A 15,302-nucleotide genomic window follows, 5' to 3' on the forward strand; every position below is an offset into this window, starting at 1 on the left:
GAGGTCTACTGCGGCTGACGCGACAACTTGAAGGTTCTGGCAAAGCCCAATACACAGACGAAGAATAGTCCGCTTAAGAAGATTTCGCCCCATGCAAGTTGTTGCGACAGACCGCGATCCGCCCAACCGCGCATCACGCCCTCGGTGAAATAAGCCAAGATGAACATGCTGGCCCATTGATAGGTGTACAGGCGCTGGGCCAGGATGCCGCGCAGCGGCAGCAGCAGCACCGCCGCCTTGAGCGCCAGCAGCGAGCCGCCCGGACGCAGCGGCGCCAGCCACAGCTCCCAGGCCAGGCACAGCAGGATCAGGGCGATCAGCGACGCCGACGCGCCGTAATGCCAGGCGTTTCGATTCATGAACCATCCTCCAGCAAAGGGCGCTCCTTCTTGCGGCCCAGGAACACCGCCAACAGAATGCCCGCCTCGTACAACAGCCACAGCGGCACCGCCAGCAGGGTTTGCGACAGCACGTCCGGCGGCGTGACGACGGCGGCCACCACGAAGGCGCCGACGATCACGTAAGGCCGGCCCTGGCGCAGTTTTTCCACCGACACCACGCCCATGCGCACCAGCAGGATCACCACCACCGGCACCTCGAAGGTGACGCCGAAGGCCATGAACATGCCGAGCACGAAGGACAGGTATTTATCGATGTCGGTCATCATGCTGACCCCGACCGGCGTCACCGCCGACATGAAGCCGAACACCACGGGGAAGACCAGGAAGTAGGCGAAAGCCATGCCGGTGAGGAACAGCAACAGGCTGGCCACCACCAGGGGCAGCACCAGCCGTTTCTCATGGTGGTAGAGCCCGGGCGCGACAAAGGCCCAAATCTGGTACAGGGTATTGGGCAGCGAGATCAGGAAGGCCACCAGCATGGTCACCTTGACCGGTACGAAGAACGGCGCGGTGACGTCGGTGGCGATCATGTTCGCCCCCTTAGGCAGCGCGTCCAGCAGCGGCTTGGCCAGCAGATGGTAGATGTCCCCGGACCAATGGAACAGGCCGAGAAACACCAGCGCGACGCCGAGCAGCGCCCGTACCAGACGGGTGCGCAACTCGATCAGATGCGCGAGCAAGGGTTGTTCATTCATGCGCGGGATGTCCAATGGATTCAGGAACGGCCGGAGCGGGCGCCAGTCCCGCCCGGCCGGGTGCGGCCAAGCTCAACGCGGCGATGGCGGATCGGCCGGCTGGGGAGCCGGCGCCGCCGGCGGCAAGTCGTCGAACAGGTCCAGCTGGTTCTCGTCCTTGACCGGCGCCGCCTCGGCCTGCGCCTCGACGTCGGCCGGAAGCGGGTCCAGCAGATCCGGCTGCAGGCCGCCGTGGATGAGATTGGCCGCCTCTTCCACCGGCGCGCGCGCCTCGTCCGCCAGGGAACGCAGTTCGGCGCTGTTCTGCTCCATCGCCTCGCGCACGCCCCGCACTTCGGAGTCGAGCTGGCCTTTGAACGACTGCGCCGCGTCCTCGATGTCCTGCCGCAATTCGTTCAGGCCGGTCAGATTGGCCTGCTGCTGGATGTCGGACTTCACCGTGGCCACGAAACGCTGGGCGCGGCCCACCAGCGCGCCCAGGGTGCGCGCCACCGTGGGCAGGCGCTCCGGCCCCAAGACCACCAGGGCCACCACGCCTATCAACAGGATTTCGCCAAAGCTGATTTCAAACACGCTTGAGCCGCGCCTTATTTCTTGTCGGCGTCGCCGTCGATGATGCGGCCGGTTTCAGCCGGCTTGTCCTTGGCGGCCTTGTCGTTCTCGCCGTTCATGCCTTCCTTGAAGCCTTTGACCGCGCCGCCCAGATCTTCACCGATATTGCGCAGTTTCTTGGTGCCGAACACCAGCACCACGATCAGCAATACCACCAGCCAGTGCCAGATGCTGAAAGAACCCATGATTCACTTCCTTATCAAATCGAATTAGTACGCGGAGGCCGCCCGGCCTCCCGCTTCGGGCCCGCGGGCCGATCAGTTATTCTTGTGGCCGAACACATGCACGTGCAGGTGGAACACTTCCTGCCCGCCGCCGCGGCCGGTGTTGATGCCGGTCTTGAAGCCGCCCTCCAGGCCCTGCTCGCGCGCCAGCTTGGGCGCCAGGGTCAGCATCTTGCCCAGCACCGCCTCGTGCTCGGGGCCGCAATGGGCCAGCGAATCCACGTGCAGCTTGGGAATCAGCATGAAATGCACGGGAGCGATCGGACGGATGTCGTGGAAGGCCAGCACATCGTCGTCTTCGTAGATTTTATTGGCCGGAATCTGCCCGGCCACGATTTTGCAGAAGATGCAGTCTGTCATTATTGTCGGCTCTCGCTCAATCTTAAGGGGTGGGGGCGCGGGAGGCCTTTTCATCCAGGCCGGAAATACCCTCGCGCCGCTTCAACTCCATCAGCACGTCCTCGGGCCGCAGGCCATGATAGGTCAGCAACACCATGCTGTGGAACCACAGGTCGGCCACTTCGCGCACCAGATGCAGCTTGTCCTTGTCCTTGGAGGCCATCAGCGTTTCCGCCGCCTCCTCCGCCACTTTCTTCAGAATGGCGTCCTCGCCCTTGTGAAACAGGGACGCCACATAGGAAGACTGGGAACTGGCCTCGCGCCGCGCTTCCAGCGTGTCCGCGATGGTTTTCAGCACATCCTGGCTCATGTCGCTATTCCTTTACGCCGCAACCCCGGCAAGTATATGTCGTTCCGATGGCAAAACGATAACAATCGCCTTGCCGGCTGCCATTCTAACGGCCAGCCGCCGCAAGGCGTTGACCGCGCGCAAGTCAGGCCTTGCCGTAGATGGCGCCCGGGTCCTTCAAGACCGCGTCCACCACTTCCCAATCTTGCCGCGCCGGATCGAAGCGGCGGTAGAAGCAGCTTTCGCGGCCGGTATGGCAGGCGATGCCGCCGGCCTGCTCGATCTGCATCACCACCACGTCGCCGTCGCAGTCCAGCCGCAACTCCTTGACGCTTTGCAGGTGGCCGGAATCCTCGCCCTTCTTCCACAGCTTGCCGCGCGAGCGGCTCCAGTAATGGGCGACGCCGGTTTCGGCGGTCAGGGCCAGGCTGTCGCGATTCATCCACGCCACCATCAGCACCCGGCCGCTGGCGGCGTCCTGGGCGATGGCGGCGACCAGGCCCTTGTCGTCCCATTTGACTTCATCCAACCAATTCATGGCTCACCTTTAGAAGGCCACGCGCCTTGGCTATGAGTGGCGGCGCGGCAAATGATTCAGCGCGGCGCCCGCTTCGCCTCAAATTAAGACGCCGGCAAGAGTGTCGATCGGAAAGCGCTCACAGCCGCACTTCGATGCCGGCGTCCCGCATCGCCTGCTTGGCCTCCGCCACCGTGTGCTCGCCGAAATGGAAAATACTGGCGGCCAGCACCGCGTCGGCCTTGCCCAGTTTGACCCCGTCCACCAGGTGCTGCAGCGTGCCCACTCCGCCGGAGGCGATCACCGGAATGTCCACCGCTTCCGACACCGCGCGCGTCAGCTCCAGATTGAAGCCTATCTTGGTGCCGTCGCGGTCCATGCTGGTCAGCAGGATTTCGCCCGCCCCCAGTTGCTGCATCTGACGCGCCCACGCCACCGCGTCGATGCCGGTGCGCGTGCGGCCGCCGTGGGTGAACACCTCCCAGCGGTCGTTCTCCGGCGTCACCGCCTTGGCGTCCACCGCCACGACGACGCACTGGCTGCCGAAGCGATCGGCCGCCTCGCTCACCAGCTGCGGCCGGGTCACCGCCGCGGTGTTGATGCTGACCTTGTCCGCGCCGGCGCTGAGCAGGCGGCGGATGTCCGCCACTTCCCGCACGCCGCCGCCCACGGTCAGCGGAATGAACACCTGCTCCGCCACCGATTCGATCACGTGCAGAATGATGTCGCGCTGGTCCGAGCTGGCGGTGATATCGAGAAAGGTCAGTTCGTCCGCGCCCTGCTCGTTATAGCGGCGGGCGATTTCCACCGGGTCGCCGGCGTCGCGCAGACCCAGGAAGTTGACGCCTTTGACGACGCGACCGGCGGTCACGTCCAGACAGGGGATGATGCGTTTGGCAAGCATATGGGGTCCGGCAAACGGCCAACCGGCCCGAACAGTGTGTACGGGCCGGCATGGCTTGATAAGTCGAGAACAGGCTCTCAGTCCGACAATTCGTCGGCCAGCGTCTGCGCGGCGGCGAAATCGATGCCGCCCTCGTAGATGGCGCGGCCGGTGATCGCGCCTTCGACGCCCTCGTCCTTCACCGCGCACAAGGCGCGGATGTCGTCGAGATTGCTCAGGCCGCCGGAGGCGATCACCGGGATGGTCAGCGCCTGCGCCAGCTTGACGGTGGCGTCGATGTTGACGCCGTTCATCATGCCGTCGCGGCCGATGTCGGTGTAGATCACCGAATTGACGCCGTAGTCCTGGAAGCGTTTGGCCAGATCGATCACCTTGTGGTTGGTGACCTTGGCCCAGCCGTCTATCGCCACCATGCCGTCCTTGGCGTCCAGGCCGACGATGACCTGGCCGGGGAAGGCGTCGCAGGCATCGTGCAGAAAGCCCGGCGTCTTGACCGCGGCGGTGCCGATAATCACGTAGGCCAGACCCATGTCCAGGTATTTCTCAATGGTGTCCAGATCACGGATGCCGCCGCCCAATTGCACGGGGATTTCATTGCCGACCTCGCCCAGAATGTCGCGGATCACCGCCAGATTCTTGGGCTTGCCGGCGAAAGCGCCGTTGAGGTCGACCAGATGCAGGCGGCGAGCGCCCTGATCGCGCCAATGGGCGGCGACTTGCACGGGGTCGTCGGAGAAAACGGTGGCATCGTCCATCACGCCCTGTTTCAGGCGTACGCATTGACCGTCTTTCAGGTCTATCGCGGGTATGAGCAGCATGGTGCTAAATCAAACGTGAGTTAAACACTGCCATCCCAGGCCAGGAAGTTCTTCATCATCTGAAGGCCGGCCCGGTGGCTCTTTTCGGTGTGGAACTGGCTTGCGAAGATGTTCCCACGACCGACAATACATGAAAACCGCTCAGGGTATTCACTTTCCGCCAGCGTCAGGCCCGCATCGGCCGGCGCAAAGTGGTAACTATGCACAAAATAGAAACGCTCGCCGTCGGCGATGCCGGCGAACAAGGGATGGACCCGCGTCTGGAACACCTGGTTCCAGCCCATGTGCGGCACTTTCAAACGCTCGCCCTCGGCGTCGCGCAGTCCGGCGGCAAAACGCGCCACCTTGCCGGGGAACAGGCCCAGGCCTTGAGTCGGCCCCTCCTCGCTTTCCTCGAACAATAGCTGCGCGCCGACGCAGATGCCAAAAAACGGCTTGTTCTTGGTGCTTTCCCTTATCGCCTCGGCCAGCCCGTGCTGGTTCAGCTCGCGCATGCAGTCCGGCATCGCGCCCTGTCCGGGGAAGATCACCTTGTCCGCCTTGAGCACGGCTTCCGGCTCGCTGGTGAGGAAGATGTCCGCGCCGATGTCGTTGACGGCCTGCGCCGACTTGAGCACCGAATGCAGATTGCCCATGCCGTAATCCACTACTGCAACTTTAATCGCCATCCTGCAAGCTCGCTTCGGGGTGTGGCGGCGCTCCGGCCAAATGCGGCCGGAGCCCTGAAAAAACGGCGCGGCCGACTTATGCGGTCAGCGTGCCCTTGGTGGACGGCGTCTGTCCGGCCATGCGTTCGTCCGCCTCACAGGCCATGCGCAAGGCGCGGCCGAAGGCCTTGAAGATGGTCTCGGCCTGGTGATGGCTGTTGACGCCGCGCAGATTGTCTATGTGCAGCGTGACCATGCTGTGATTGACGAAGCCGTGGAAGAACTCGGAAAACAGGTCTACGTCGAACTGGCCGATGCTGGCGCGGGTGTATTCGACCTGGTATACCAGGCCCGGACGGCCGGACAGGTCGATCACCACCCGGCTCAGCGCCTCGTCCAGCGGCACGTAGGCGTGGCCGTAGCGGCGGATGCCCTTCTTGTCGCCTATCGCCTTGGCGAAGGCCTGGCCCAGGGTGATGCCGATGTCTTCCACCGTGTGGTGGGCGTCGATATGCAGATCGCCGTGGGCGACCACGTCCAGATCAATCAGGCCGTGGCGGGCGATCTGGTCCATCATGTGGTCGAGAAAGGGCACGCCGGTTTCAAAGCGGCCTACGCCGGCGCCGTCCAGATTCAGGCTGACGGTGATCTGGGTTTCCAGGGTATTGCGGGTAACGGTTGCGGTTCTCATGGCTCAGGCGAAGTAAGCGTCCAGGGCCGCCAACATGGCGTCGTTTTCCTGCGGCGCGCCCACGGTCAGGCGCAGGCATCGCTCCAGCAAGGGGTGGCTGCCGTGCAGTTGCTTGATCAGGATGCCGCTGGCCTTGAAATGCTGGTACAAGGCCAGCGCGTCCGGCACCCGGATGGTGATGAAATTGGCTTCCGACGGGAAGGCTTCGATGGCGGCGTGGCGCGCCAGCCCGGCGGCCAGCCGGCCGCGTTCCTCGCACAGTTCCGCGGCCTGGCGGTTGAACACCTCGATATGGCGCAGCGAGAAGCGCGCGGCGGCCTGGGTCAGCACATTGACGTTGTACGGCGGGCGCACCTTGTCCAGTTCCCGGATCCAGTCGGCGGGGCCGGCGGCGTAACCCAGGCGGATGCCGGCCAGGCCCAGCTTGGACAGCGTGCGCATCACGATCAGATTGTCGCGCAGGCCGGCCAGGTTCATGAAGCTGTCGCTGGCGAAAGCCTGATAGGCCTCGTCCACCACCACCAGGCCGGGCGCGGCCTCGCAGATCGCTTCCACCTCTGCGCGGGCGAAGCGCGGGCCGGTCGGGTTGTTGGGGTAGGACACGAACACCACCGCCGGCTGATGCTCGGCGATGGCCGCCAGCGTCGCCCGCAGGTCCAGGCTGAAATCGGAACGCAGCGGCACGCCGACATAGTCCAGGCCGGAGAACAGCGCGTTCATCTTGTACATCACGAAGGACGGCTCCAGCGCCAGCAACTTGGCGCCGGGACGGGCCAGCGCCTGCGCCACCAGGGTGATCAGCTCGTCGGAGCCGTTGCCCAGCAGCACTTCGGCCGGCTCCGGGATGGAAAACGCCTGCTTCAGCTGGGCTTTCAGCGTGCCGCCGGACGGGTCCGGATAACGGTTGACGGCGACGTCGGCCAGCGTCCGCGCCAGTTCCTGGCGCAGCTCGGCCGGCAGCGGCCACGGATTCTCCATGGCGTCCAGCTTGATGTAGCCGTCGGCGGAGGCTACCGGGTAGGCGCTGATGGCGGCGATCTCATCGCGCACCAGCTGTCGGACGGACTTTTTCATGACTTCGCAATCGGCCTGGCGGCCAACAAAAGCCCCGCGGGCGGAGCCGTGTTATCGGAAAAGACGAAAAGCTATAGTAGCGTGTTCATTCGCTTTCAGCTACTCGACCCAATTCGCCCGTTCCCGCAGCCGCGCCGGCAGCTCTATGCGGTCTCGCGCCAGGCCTTCGCGGCTGAAAACATAGCGGCCTTCCGACGGCGTCACCGGGAACAGGCTGGCCACCGGCTTGCCGTGGAACAACACTTGCTCGGCCAGCTTGGCCGCCTCGCGGCCCTGCTCGTAGCCGGACAGCACCAGGCCGCCGGCGGCCTTGTCCTTGCCCACGGCGAAATCCCAGAACGCGAACAGCGGCAGCTTGGCGTGGGCGGCGGTCCAGCGCAGCACTTCATCGCCGGGCACCACCTTGCCGCCGGCGTCGCGCAGGGTGAAGTAAAGGCCGACCCAGACCGCCTGATAACGGCCGGCGGCGCCCAGCACCCGCCGCTGCCAGTCCGCGTAGGAGCCGGTCAAGGCCAGGTCGACGTGGATATTGGCCAGCAGCATGGTGTCGCGGCCGACGAAGGTCTCGTCTCGGATGATGCGCGAGGTGAGATCGTCGTCGAACAGCACCAGCGCGCTGCGCAGGCCTTTGACGGTTTTGCCCAATTCGAAGACGCTGCGCAGAATCAACGGCCGCTCCAGCACGCCGCTGACGCCCAACGCCGCGTCCGGGAAGTAATTGCGCGGATTGTTGTTGATGCCCAGATAGATCACCGGAACGCCCCGCTGGGCCAGCTTGCTGCCCACTCTTTGCAAGGCGGCGTCGTCGCCGACGATGACGAGCTCAGGTTTTATTTTCGCCGCCATCGCCAGCGCCTCGTCGGCGCGCGCCTGATGCTGGGCCGGCGGCAGACGCTTGGTGTCCATCGCGTAATAGCTCAGCTGCGCGCGCTTGCCCAGGCGCTCCTGCAGGGCGCGGCGGTAATCCTGATCCCAGGGGTAGTCGCTGTGATAGCTCTCCACCACCAGCACCCGCGGTTGCGCCCCTGCCGCCGCGGACAAGAAAAAGGCCAGACAGAGTCCGGCCATGATGCGTTTCAGCCCAGCCATCGCCTTCTCCGGTTACCTATCCAGATTAAGCGATGAAGCGGCGTTTCGCCTCCAGCGCCGCTAGGCGTCCAGCCTCAGCTCCGCCGCGCGCGCATGCGCGCTCAGGCCTTCGCCGTGGGCCAGCAGGCTGGCGACCTGGCCCAGCGTCTGCGCGCCGGCCTGGGACACCCGGATCAGGCTGCTGCGCTTCTGGAAGTCGTACACGCCCAGCGGGCTGGCGAAACGCGCGGTGCGGCTGGTGGGCAGCACGTGGTTGGGGCCGGCGCAATAATCGCCCAGGCTCTCCGAAGTGAAACGGCCCATGAAGATGGCGCCGGCGTGACGGATCAACGGCAACAGCTCGTCCGGATGGGCCACCGACAATTCCAGATGCTCGGGCGCGATGTAGTTGGCGATCTCACAGGCTTGCGCCAGATCGCCGACCTGGATCAGCGCGCCGCGATTGCCGAGGCTGGCCTCGATGATGGCGCGGCGCGGCATCTGCGGCAGCAGTCTGGCGATGCTGGCCTCAACCTGGGCGATATAGTCCGCCGACGGGCACAGCAGGATGGCCTGGGCGATTTCGTCGTGTTCGGCCTGGCTGAACAAATCCATGGCCACCCAGTCCGGCGGGGTGTCGCCGTCGCAGATCACCAGGATTTCGGACGGGCCGGCCACCATGTCGATGCCCACCACGCCGAAGACCCGGCGCTTGGCCGCGGCGACGTAGGCGTTGCCCGGGCCGGTGATCTTGTCGACCTGGGGCACGGTCTCGGTGCCGTAGGCCAAGGCCGCCACCGCCTGGGCGCCGCCGCAGGTGAACACTTTGTCCACGCCGGCGATGTAGGCGGCGGCCAGCACCAGGTCGTTGCGCTCGCCGTCCGGCGTCGGCACCACCATGATGATTTCGCCGACGCCGGCCACCTTGGCCGGCATCGCGTTCATCAACACCGAGCTGGGATAGGCGGCCTTGCCGCCCGGCACATAGATGCCGACGCGGTCCAGCGGCGTCACCTGCTGGCCCAGCAAGGTGCCGTCCTCGTCCTGATAACTCCAGGAATGCGCCAGTTGCTTCTCGTGATAGCGGCGCACCCGTTCCGCGGCGGTGCTCAGCGCGTGGCGCACCGGATCGCTCAGCCGGTGGAAGGCGGCTTCCAGTTGCTCGCGCGACAGCGTCAGATCGGCCATCGAGACCGCGCGCATGCGGTCGAAGCGGTTGGTGTAGTCGATCACCGCGGCGTCGCCGCGCGCCTTGACGTCGTCGCAGATGGCGGCGACGGCGGCGTCGACGGCCGGGTCCTGCGCGGTTTCAAAGGCCAGCAGCGCCTGCAGGCGGGCGGTGAAATCGGCTTGGGAAGAGGACAGTTTCAGCATGGAGCGGACCTCAGGCCGGCACGGCGCCGGCGAATGCGTCCAGCACCGGCTGGATCACGTCGTGTTTGAGCTTGAGCGCGGCCTGGTTGACCACCAGCCGCGAACTGATGTCGACGATGTGCTCGACCGCGACCAGATCGTTGGCGCGCAGCGTGCCGCCGGTGGAGACCAGGTCCACGATGGCGTCGGCCAGGCCGACCAGCGGCGCCAGCTCCATCGAACCGTAGAGCTTGATGATGTCCACATGCACGCCCTTGCGGGCGAAATGCTCGCGCGCGATCTGCGGATACTTGGTGGCGATCTTCAGGCGCGCGCCGCGGCGCACCGCGGCCTCGTAGTCGAAGCCGTTCTGCACCGCCACCATCATATTGCATTTGGCGATATTGAGATCCAGCGGCTGGTACAGGCCGGCGCCGCCGTGCTCGATCAGCACGTCGCGGCCGGCGATGCCCAGATCGGCGGCGCCGTACTGGACATAGGTCGGCACGTCGGACGCGCGCACGATCACCAGCCGCACGCCCGGATGGTTGGTGCCGATGATCAGTTTGCGCGAGGCTTCCGGGTCCTCCGCCGGCAAAATGCCGGCGGCGGCCAACAGGGGCAGGGTCTCTTCAAAGATGCGCCCTTTGGACAGGGCAATAGTCAGCTTCATGATGTCTTGCGGCAAGGATGACGAAATCGAGGTTAAGGCGAAGCGGCGCGCGGATTCAGCCGACCAGCGCGCGGCGTTCGCGCTCCAGCAGGCCGACGTAGCGCTGGATCAGCGTCTCCATCGCCGGCGTCAGCCCCAGATAGGAGCAGCCGATGCGCACGGCCTCGTTGCCGTTGCGCAGCTTGGCGGCCAGCCGGTGACGGACTTCCAGCCCGATATGCAGCCCGCCCAGCGGTTTCAGGTCCAGCGTGCAGCGCTGGTATTGCTGGCCGATGTCGAAGCCGGGCGTGGCCGGCTGCGGCAGCCACATGCTGACGCCGCCCAGGCTGACGTCGAACAAGGCCAGGTCGATGGGCTTGTGCGGGTAATCCGCCACATGGCACATCACCGGGCTGGCCGCCGGGGTCTGGATGCGGAAGAATTCGCGGCGCTGCAGCTTGATCACCTGCTCGGGCAGATCCGCCTGGAAGGCGGGCTGGCCCTCCCAGTCTATGCGGCGCACCTGGCCGGTGACGAACTGGGTCTTGACGCCCTCCGGCGAGCAGACGAAGACATTGCGCTCGCTGGCCAGCAGATGTTCATTGGTCTCCGGGTCCGCGCCCCAGTCGAACACCAGCGTGCCCGCCTTATGGTCCACCTCCAGGAAACGAGTCAGGATGAAGGTTTTTCCCTTATTGGAAAACACCGTCACCATGTGGCCGTTCTTGGCGATGCCGGCCAGATGATGGGCGATCTCCACCGACGTGGACAGCGTGTATTTGGCGAGGTCCAACGATGGCTGCGAGCCGGATGTTGCGCCAGCGTTATGGTCGTTGCTCACTTTGATCCGACTTTCATGTCTGCGTCAGTTTCCGATACGCCAAGTTTAGCGTAACAACTGGCCAATATCATGAGCCAAGCTCGCCGACGGCGTGCCATAGGCCTCAAACACTCGCAAACGGCCCTGTTTATCCAACAGATAGGAGCCGGCGCTGTGGTCCACGCTATAGCCGCCGCCCGGCTGGCTCACCCGCTGGGCGACGACCTTGTATTGATTCTTGATCTGCTCGACCTCGCCGGCCGTGCCGGTCAGGCCGACGAAGCTTCGATTGAAATGCGGCACATAGCCGGCCAGCACCTGCGGCGTGTCGCGCTCCGGGTCTATGCTGACGAACAGCACCTGCACCTGGCTGGCCTGCTCGCCCAGCTGCTTCACCGCCGCCGCGTATTCCAGCATGGTGGTGGGGCAGACGTCCGGGCAATGGGTGTAGCCGAAGAACAGCGCCACCACCTTGCCCTGGTATTGGGACAGGCTGCGGCGCTGGCCTTGGTGGTCGGTCAGCGTGAAATCGCCGCCTATCGACGCGCCGGCGACGTCGGTGCCTTTCAAATCCAGCTTGGGTTCATTCGGCGAGCACGCGGCCAGCCACAACGGCAGCAGCAGCCAGCCGGCGAGTTTTATCAATTTGCGCATCAGGAAACGGGTATCAGCCAGTAATGGTCTATCAGCAGGGCCGCGAACAGCCAGGTCAGATACCAGATCGACCAGGCGAAGGCGCGGCGGGCCAGAGCGTCAGCATACTGGCGATGCAGGCGCACGGCAAGGAAGAGCAGCCGCGCGTCCAGCGCCAGCGCCGCCAGCAGATAGAGCCAGCCGGCCGCGCCCATCGCCACCGGCAACAGGGTGATGGCCGACAACAGCAGCGAGTACAGCAAGATGGACAGCGTGGTGAAACGCTGGCCGTGGGTCACCGGCAGCATGGGCAGCCCGGCGCGGGCGTAATCGTCGCGGCGGTACAGCGCCAGCGCCCAGAAATGCGGCGGCGTCCAGGCGTAGATGATCAGGAACAGCACCAGCGCGAACGCGTGCACCTCCCCGGTCATCGCCGCCCAGCCCAGCACCGGCGGCATCGCGCCGCTGGCGCCGCCGATCACGATGTTCTGCGGCGTATTGGGCTTGAGCAGCAGGGTGTAGACGATGGCGTAGCCGACGAAGGTGGCCAGCGTCAGCCAGGCGGTCAAGGCGTTGACCAGGCCGGCCAGCAAGGCCATGCCGATGCCGCCGGCGGTCAGCGCGATGATCAGGGTCTCGGCCGCGCCGGCCTCGCCGCGGGCGGTGGCGCGCCAGGCGGTGCGGCGCATATTGGCGTCCACCGTGCGCTCCACCAGGCAATTGATCATCGCCGCCGCGCCGGCCACCAGCGCGATGCCGGCGGTGGCCGGCAACAGGCGCGCCGGATCCGGCCAGCCCGGCCCCGCCAGAAACATGCCGATCACCGCGCAGAACACGATCAGCCCCACCACCCGGGGCTTGGCCAGTTGCATCAAGGCGACCGCGTGCTGGCGCGCCTGCTGAAGCTCCGCTGCGTTCATGTTTTTCCCCCCTCAGGATGCGGCGCTCAAACCCATTCGCGATGGTTTTTGGAAAGACGGGGCAAAGGCCCGACCGGCCGCGCCTGCGCGGCGCGCGCCGGCCTCAGCCGCAGCGCCAGCAGGCAGCTGATCAGCAGCAGACAGGCGGCGCCGGCGTTATGCAGCACCGCCACCGGCAAGGGCAGCGCCAGCAACACATTGGCGACGCCCAGCCCGATCTGCAGCGACAGCGCCGCCAGCAAGCAACACAGGTGGCCGCGCAGCGCCGGCAGCCGCCAGCCGGCGCGCGCCGCGCTCAGGCACAAGACGGTCACCAGGGCGGCGCCCAGCCGGTGCAGCCAATGCACCGCCACCAGATTGCCCACCGCCAGCGGGCTGCCGTCCGGCGCCTCGCCCAAGGCGCGGAACAGATGAAAAGCGTGTTCGAAGCGCATCTGCGGCCACCATTCGCCATTGCAGGCGGGAAAGCCCTGACAGGCCAGCGCGGCGTAGTTGGTGGACACCCAGCCGCCCAGGGCCAATTGCAAAGCCACCGCCAGCGCCAGAGCGCGCGCCAGCCAGCTCAACGACGCAGGCGCGTCCACCGGAGCGAGCCGCGGCGACAGCGCCAGCCAGGCCAGCAGCAGCAGCACCGACACGCCCCCGATAAGGTGCAGGGTGACGATGGCCGGCTTGAGCAGTAAGGTCACCGTCCACATGCCCAGCAAGCCCTGGAGCAGCACCACCGCCAACAGCGTCCCGGCGACGCGGCGGTGGCGTTTCCGCCGCCACGCCTGCCAGCCGATGGCGACGATCAGCGCGCCGAGCGCGCCGGCCAGATAGCGATGGCTCATTTCCTTCCAGGCCTTGCCCAGGCTGACCGGGCCGTCCGGGCTCTGGGCTTGCTGTTGCTGAATGCGTTCCGCGGCGTGATGCGGGGAGATCTGGCCGTAACAGCCCGGCCAGTCCGGACAGCCCAGCCCGGCGTCGGACAGGCGCACATAGGCGCCGAAAGGCACGACCACGCATGCCAGGATGAATGCCAGCCAGATCAGTCGCCTCATGCTGCTCTCCCCTTGTCGAGCGGCCAAGAAACTGCGGATGTCGCGGGCCGCGCGGGCGCCGCGGCTTAACAAGCTCAACCGATGCCGTTATTGGTTTTCAGCACGCGGCCTATTTCCTGGATCACTTTCTTGGGATCGGCGGCGTCGGGATAGAACAAGACCTGATTGCCCAAGGGGTCCACCAGGTAGTAGCCGCCGCCGTCGACGTCCGTCTGCGCGGTTTGCACTATGTGGGTGGCGTCCACCTCCTCGTGCGCGGCGCTCTCCTGCCAGCCCAGCCGGGTCAGACGGCCGGCGGCCTCGCCCTGCGCGCGCTGGATCTGGCGCATCGCGAAAAAGCGCTGCTGGCAGCGTGTCTGGCAGCCCGGTTCTATCCTGGCCGCCAGCACCCATTTGCCGCGCGGCCATCCTTGCGCGCCGGTCAGCGCGAACGGCCGCGTCGGCAACAATTGGCCGTAGCTCTTGCCGCCCTGCGGCGGCATCAGCCGGTAAGCCGCCCAAGAGGCGAGCACCGGCGCCAGGCAGATGGCCGCCATCAGCAGCAGCTTGAGCCGGCCGCGGCGCCGGGACGGCTCGGGGGACGCTTCATCGACGCGGCTCATGGGAACGTCTCCTCAGCGAATGCAAGGACAGCAGCAATAACAGGCCCAGCAGCAGCCACTGCGCCGCATAGGCGTAATGGCGCTCCGGCATGAATTCCGGCAGCACCGGCCAATGCCGCAGCGGGTCCGGCGAGTGCTCCAGCACCACCACGCCCTGATGCCAATGGCCGGGGTAGCGCTGGCGCAGCGCGGCCATGTCGATGGCGTCGACGCGGCCCTCCACGCCGGCCACCGCGCCGGGCAGCACGAAGTGGCGCGGCAGCGGCATCCAGTGTCCGCGCAAGGTCAGCGTTTTCGGATCGACGGCGGGCGGCGTCACGCCGTCGGCCAGCCAACCCAGGTCCAACAGGGCCATCGCGCCGTCTTCCAGCCGCCAGGGTTGCAGCATGCGCCGGCCCTTGACCTCGCCAAGATAGCTGTTTTCCAACAGCAAGGCCGGGCCGGCCGGCTGCGCGCCGGGCAGCGCCACCCGGCTGAATTCCGGCTGCGGGCGGGCCTCGCGATAAATCAGGCTGACCGGCGGCACGCCGATGGCGCTGGTCAGCGAGCGCAATAATTCGGCCTTTTCCTGCGCGCGCTGCCATTGCCAGGCCGCCAAAAAGAAAGGCAGCACCGCCATGGCCAATAAACACAGCCAAACCAGCCGTTTGCCGCTAGACTTCAAAGCTGTAGATCGACGGCCCAATCGACCGGGGGATTCCGCAATGAAACTTGTCATTCTGTTCTTGCTCGCCTGCATCGTGCTTGCCCTGTTCTGGGGCCTGACCGGCCTGCTGAAGTCCGATCAAGGCTCTCAACGTCTGGTTCGCTCCCTCACTTTGCGCATCGGCCTGTCCATCGGCCTGTTCCTGCTCTTGCTGCTGGGCGCGCTGTTCGGCTGGTGGCGCCCTCATCAAGCTTAGCCGAGCCGGCCGCCCTCGTCCCGGCGCGGCCCCTGGCC

22 protein-coding genes are annotated in these 15,302 nt (G+C 65.9%); 1 reads left to right on the plus strand and 21 read right to left on the minus strand.

Annotated elements, in window-relative coordinates:
* Positions 1 to 5: 5 nt before the first annotated feature.
* The 21 genes from JC616_RS22400 to JC616_RS22500 all read right to left on the minus strand — a co-directional run bounded on the left by JC616_RS22400 (position 6) and on the right by JC616_RS22500 (position 14,975).
* Entirely contained in the window at positions 6 to 359 is a 354-nt protein-coding gene (locus JC616_RS22400; protein ID WP_107800980.1) for a DUF2069 domain-containing protein, read from the minus strand.
* On the minus strand, positions 356 to 1,096 hold the full coding sequence (tatC, locus tag JC616_RS22405; protein ID WP_107802034.1) for a twin-arginine translocase subunit TatC: 741 nt from the start codon (positions 1,094 to 1,096) through the stop codon (positions 356 to 358). Before tatC ends, JC616_RS22400 begins: the two co-directional genes overlap by 4 nt.
* A 72-nt stretch (positions 1,097 to 1,168) precedes the next feature.
* Complete coding sequence (tatB, locus tag JC616_RS22410) at positions 1,169 to 1,669, minus strand: Sec-independent protein translocase protein TatB (protein ID WP_107800981.1); 501 nt, start codon at positions 1,667 to 1,669, stop codon at positions 1,169 to 1,171.
* Between the two features lie 14 nt (positions 1,670 to 1,683).
* Positions 1,684 to 1,893, minus strand: coding sequence for a Sec-independent protein translocase subunit TatA (tatA, locus tag JC616_RS22415; RefSeq protein WP_043589548.1), 210 nt, complete (start codon positions 1,891 to 1,893; stop codon positions 1,684 to 1,686).
* A 72-nt stretch (positions 1,894 to 1,965) separates the two neighbouring features.
* A complete protein-coding gene (locus JC616_RS22420) occupies positions 1,966 to 2,292 on the minus strand; it encodes a histidine triad nucleotide-binding protein (RefSeq protein ID WP_107800982.1) in 327 nt (108 codons plus the stop codon).
* Between the two features lie 22 nt (positions 2,293 to 2,314).
* The gene (locus JC616_RS22425) at positions 2,315 to 2,641 is read right to left on the minus strand and encodes a phosphoribosyl-ATP diphosphatase (RefSeq protein ID WP_043589545.1); all 327 of its coding nucleotides are present in this window, start codon (positions 2,639 to 2,641) and stop codon (positions 2,315 to 2,317) included.
* Positions 2,642 to 2,765: 124 nt separating this feature from the next.
* Positions 2,766 to 3,158 (minus strand): phosphoribosyl-AMP cyclohydrolase, encoded by a 393-nt coding sequence (hisI, locus tag JC616_RS22430; protein WP_107800983.1) that lies wholly within the window; start codon positions 3,156 to 3,158, stop codon positions 2,766 to 2,768.
* A gap of 118 nt (positions 3,159 to 3,276) precedes the next feature.
* A complete protein-coding gene (gene hisF, locus JC616_RS22435; protein ID WP_019103912.1) occupies positions 3,277 to 4,041 on the minus strand; it encodes an imidazole glycerol phosphate synthase subunit HisF in 765 nt (254 codons plus the stop codon).
* Positions 4,042 to 4,118: 77 nt separating this feature from the next.
* Positions 4,119 to 4,859: a 1-(5-phosphoribosyl)-5-[(5-phosphoribosylamino)methylideneamino]imidazole-4-carboxamide isomerase gene (hisA, locus tag JC616_RS22440; protein WP_107800984.1), complete on the minus strand. Its 741-nt coding sequence runs from the start codon at positions 4,857 to 4,859 to the stop codon at positions 4,119 to 4,121.
* 20 nt (positions 4,860 to 4,879) lie between these two features.
* Positions 4,880 to 5,521: an imidazole glycerol phosphate synthase subunit HisH gene (hisH, locus tag JC616_RS22445; protein WP_227108620.1), complete on the minus strand. Its 642-nt coding sequence runs from the start codon at positions 5,519 to 5,521 to the stop codon at positions 4,880 to 4,882.
* A gap of 82 nt (positions 5,522 to 5,603) precedes the next feature.
* Positions 5,604 to 6,197, minus strand: a complete 594-nt coding sequence (gene hisB, locus JC616_RS22450; protein WP_107800985.1) for an imidazoleglycerol-phosphate dehydratase HisB — start codon at positions 6,195 to 6,197, stop codon at positions 5,604 to 5,606.
* A gap of 3 nt (positions 6,198 to 6,200) precedes the next feature.
* Positions 6,201 to 7,271 carry a histidinol-phosphate transaminase gene (hisC, locus tag JC616_RS22455; protein ID WP_227105541.1) on the minus strand — a complete coding sequence of 357 codons (1,071 nt, stop codon included), beginning with the start codon at positions 7,269 to 7,271 and terminating at the stop codon, positions 6,201 to 6,203.
* Between the two features lie 99 nt (positions 7,272 to 7,370).
* Positions 7,371 to 8,360 (minus strand): ABC transporter substrate-binding protein, encoded by a 990-nt coding sequence (locus JC616_RS22460; RefSeq protein ID WP_227105542.1) that lies wholly within the window; start codon positions 8,358 to 8,360, stop codon positions 7,371 to 7,373.
* Between the two features lie 60 nt (positions 8,361 to 8,420).
* On the minus strand, positions 8,421 to 9,713 hold the full coding sequence (hisD, locus tag JC616_RS22465; RefSeq protein WP_107800988.1) for a histidinol dehydrogenase: 1,293 nt from the start codon (positions 9,711 to 9,713) through the stop codon (positions 8,421 to 8,423).
* 10 nt (positions 9,714 to 9,723) lie between these two features.
* Complete coding sequence (hisG, locus tag JC616_RS22470) at positions 9,724 to 10,365, minus strand: ATP phosphoribosyltransferase (protein WP_107800989.1); 642 nt, start codon at positions 10,363 to 10,365, stop codon at positions 9,724 to 9,726.
* Between the two features lie 55 nt (positions 10,366 to 10,420).
* A complete protein-coding gene (locus JC616_RS22475; RefSeq protein WP_227105543.1) occupies positions 10,421 to 11,137 on the minus strand; it encodes a flagellar brake protein in 717 nt (238 codons plus the stop codon).
* Positions 11,138 to 11,230: 93 nt separating this feature from the next.
* Positions 11,231 to 11,818: an SCO family protein gene (locus JC616_RS22480; protein ID WP_227105544.1), complete on the minus strand. Its 588-nt coding sequence runs from the start codon at positions 11,816 to 11,818 to the stop codon at positions 11,231 to 11,233.
* On the minus strand, positions 11,818 to 12,717 hold the full coding sequence (locus JC616_RS22485; RefSeq protein WP_019102802.1) for a heme o synthase: 900 nt from the start codon (positions 12,715 to 12,717) through the stop codon (positions 11,818 to 11,820). The genes JC616_RS22480 and JC616_RS22485 overlap by 1 nt, the downstream gene beginning before the upstream one ends.
* A 26-nt stretch (positions 12,718 to 12,743) precedes the next feature.
* Positions 12,744 to 13,760, minus strand: coding sequence for a COX15/CtaA family protein (locus JC616_RS22490; protein WP_227105545.1), 1,017 nt, complete (start codon positions 13,758 to 13,760; stop codon positions 12,744 to 12,746).
* Positions 13,761 to 13,834: 74 nt separating this feature from the next.
* The gene (locus JC616_RS22495) at positions 13,835 to 14,362 is read right to left on the minus strand and encodes a hypothetical protein (protein WP_107800992.1); all 528 of its coding nucleotides are present in this window, start codon (positions 14,360 to 14,362) and stop codon (positions 13,835 to 13,837) included.
* Complete coding sequence (locus JC616_RS22500; protein WP_158274378.1) at positions 14,346 to 14,975, minus strand: SURF1 family protein; 630 nt, start codon at positions 14,973 to 14,975, stop codon at positions 14,346 to 14,348. The genes JC616_RS22495 and JC616_RS22500 overlap by 17 nt, the downstream gene beginning before the upstream one ends.
* A gap of 91 nt (positions 14,976 to 15,066) precedes the next feature.
* On the opposite strand from JC616_RS22500, the gene JC616_RS22505 reads away from it, so the two are divergent.
* Positions 15,067 to 15,264, plus strand: coding sequence for a DUF2909 family protein (locus JC616_RS22505; protein WP_019102806.1), 198 nt, complete (start codon positions 15,067 to 15,069; stop codon positions 15,262 to 15,264).
* Positions 15,265 to 15,302: the final 38 nt, after the last annotated feature.

Source organism: Chromobacterium rhizoryzae (genome assembly GCF_020544465.1).
GTDB lineage: Bacteria > Pseudomonadota > Gammaproteobacteria > Burkholderiales > Chromobacteriaceae > Chromobacterium.

Excerpts from the sequence above, each read along its gene's own strand:
- hisI (WP_107800983.1), bottom strand. The coding sequence starts at position 3,158 with ATGAATTGGTTGGATGAAGTCAAATGGGACGACAAGGGCCTGGTCGCC.
- JC616_RS22490 (WP_227105545.1), bottom strand. The coding sequence starts at position 13,760 with ATGAGGCGACTGATCTGGCTGGCATTCATCCTGGCATGCGTGGTCGTG.
- hisB (WP_107800985.1), bottom strand. The coding sequence starts at position 6,197 with ATGAGAACCGCAACCGTTACCCGCAATACCCTGGAAACCCAGATCACC.
- hisA (WP_107800984.1), bottom strand. The coding sequence starts at position 4,859 with ATGCTGCTCATACCCGCGATAGACCTGAAAGACGGTCAATGCGTACGC.
- JC616_RS22485 (WP_019102802.1), bottom strand. The coding sequence starts at position 12,717 with ATGAACGCAGCGGAGCTTCAGCAGGCGCGCCAGCACGCGGTCGCCTTG.
- JC616_RS22495 (WP_107800992.1), bottom strand. The coding sequence starts at position 14,362 with ATGAGCCGCGTCGATGAAGCGTCCCCCGAGCCGTCCCGGCGCCGCGGC.
- hisG (WP_107800989.1), bottom strand. The coding sequence starts at position 10,365 with ATGAAGCTGACTATTGCCCTGTCCAAAGGGCGCATCTTTGAAGAGACC.
- JC616_RS22505 (WP_019102806.1), top strand. The coding sequence starts at position 15,067 with ATGAAACTTGTCATTCTGTTCTTGCTCGCCTGCATCGTGCTTGCCCTG.
- hisF (WP_019103912.1), bottom strand. The coding sequence starts at position 4,041 with ATGCTTGCCAAACGCATCATCCCCTGTCTGGACGTGACCGCCGGTCGC.
- JC616_RS22400 (WP_107800980.1), bottom strand. The coding sequence starts at position 359 with ATGAATCGAAACGCCTGGCATTACGGCGCGTCGGCGTCGCTGATCGCC.
- hisD (WP_107800988.1), bottom strand. The coding sequence starts at position 9,713 with ATGCTGAAACTGTCCTCTTCCCAAGCCGATTTCACCGCCCGCCTGCAG.
- JC616_RS22420 (WP_107800982.1), bottom strand. The coding sequence starts at position 2,292 with ATGACAGACTGCATCTTCTGCAAAATCGTGGCCGGGCAGATTCCGGCC.
- JC616_RS22480 (WP_227105544.1), bottom strand. The coding sequence starts at position 11,818 with ATGCGCAAATTGATAAAACTCGCCGGCTGGCTGCTGCTGCCGTTGTGG.
- tatC (WP_107802034.1), bottom strand. The coding sequence starts at position 1,096 with ATGAATGAACAACCCTTGCTCGCGCATCTGATCGAGTTGCGCACCCGT.
- JC616_RS22460 (WP_227105542.1), bottom strand. The coding sequence starts at position 8,360 with ATGGCTGGGCTGAAACGCATCATGGCCGGACTCTGTCTGGCCTTTTTC.
- hisC (WP_227105541.1), bottom strand. The coding sequence starts at position 7,271 with ATGAAAAAGTCCGTCCGACAGCTGGTGCGCGATGAGATCGCCGCCATC.
- JC616_RS22425 (WP_043589545.1), bottom strand. The coding sequence starts at position 2,641 with ATGAGCCAGGATGTGCTGAAAACCATCGCGGACACGCTGGAAGCGCGG.
- tatA (WP_043589548.1), bottom strand. The coding sequence starts at position 1,893 with ATGGGTTCTTTCAGCATCTGGCACTGGCTGGTGGTATTGCTGATCGTG.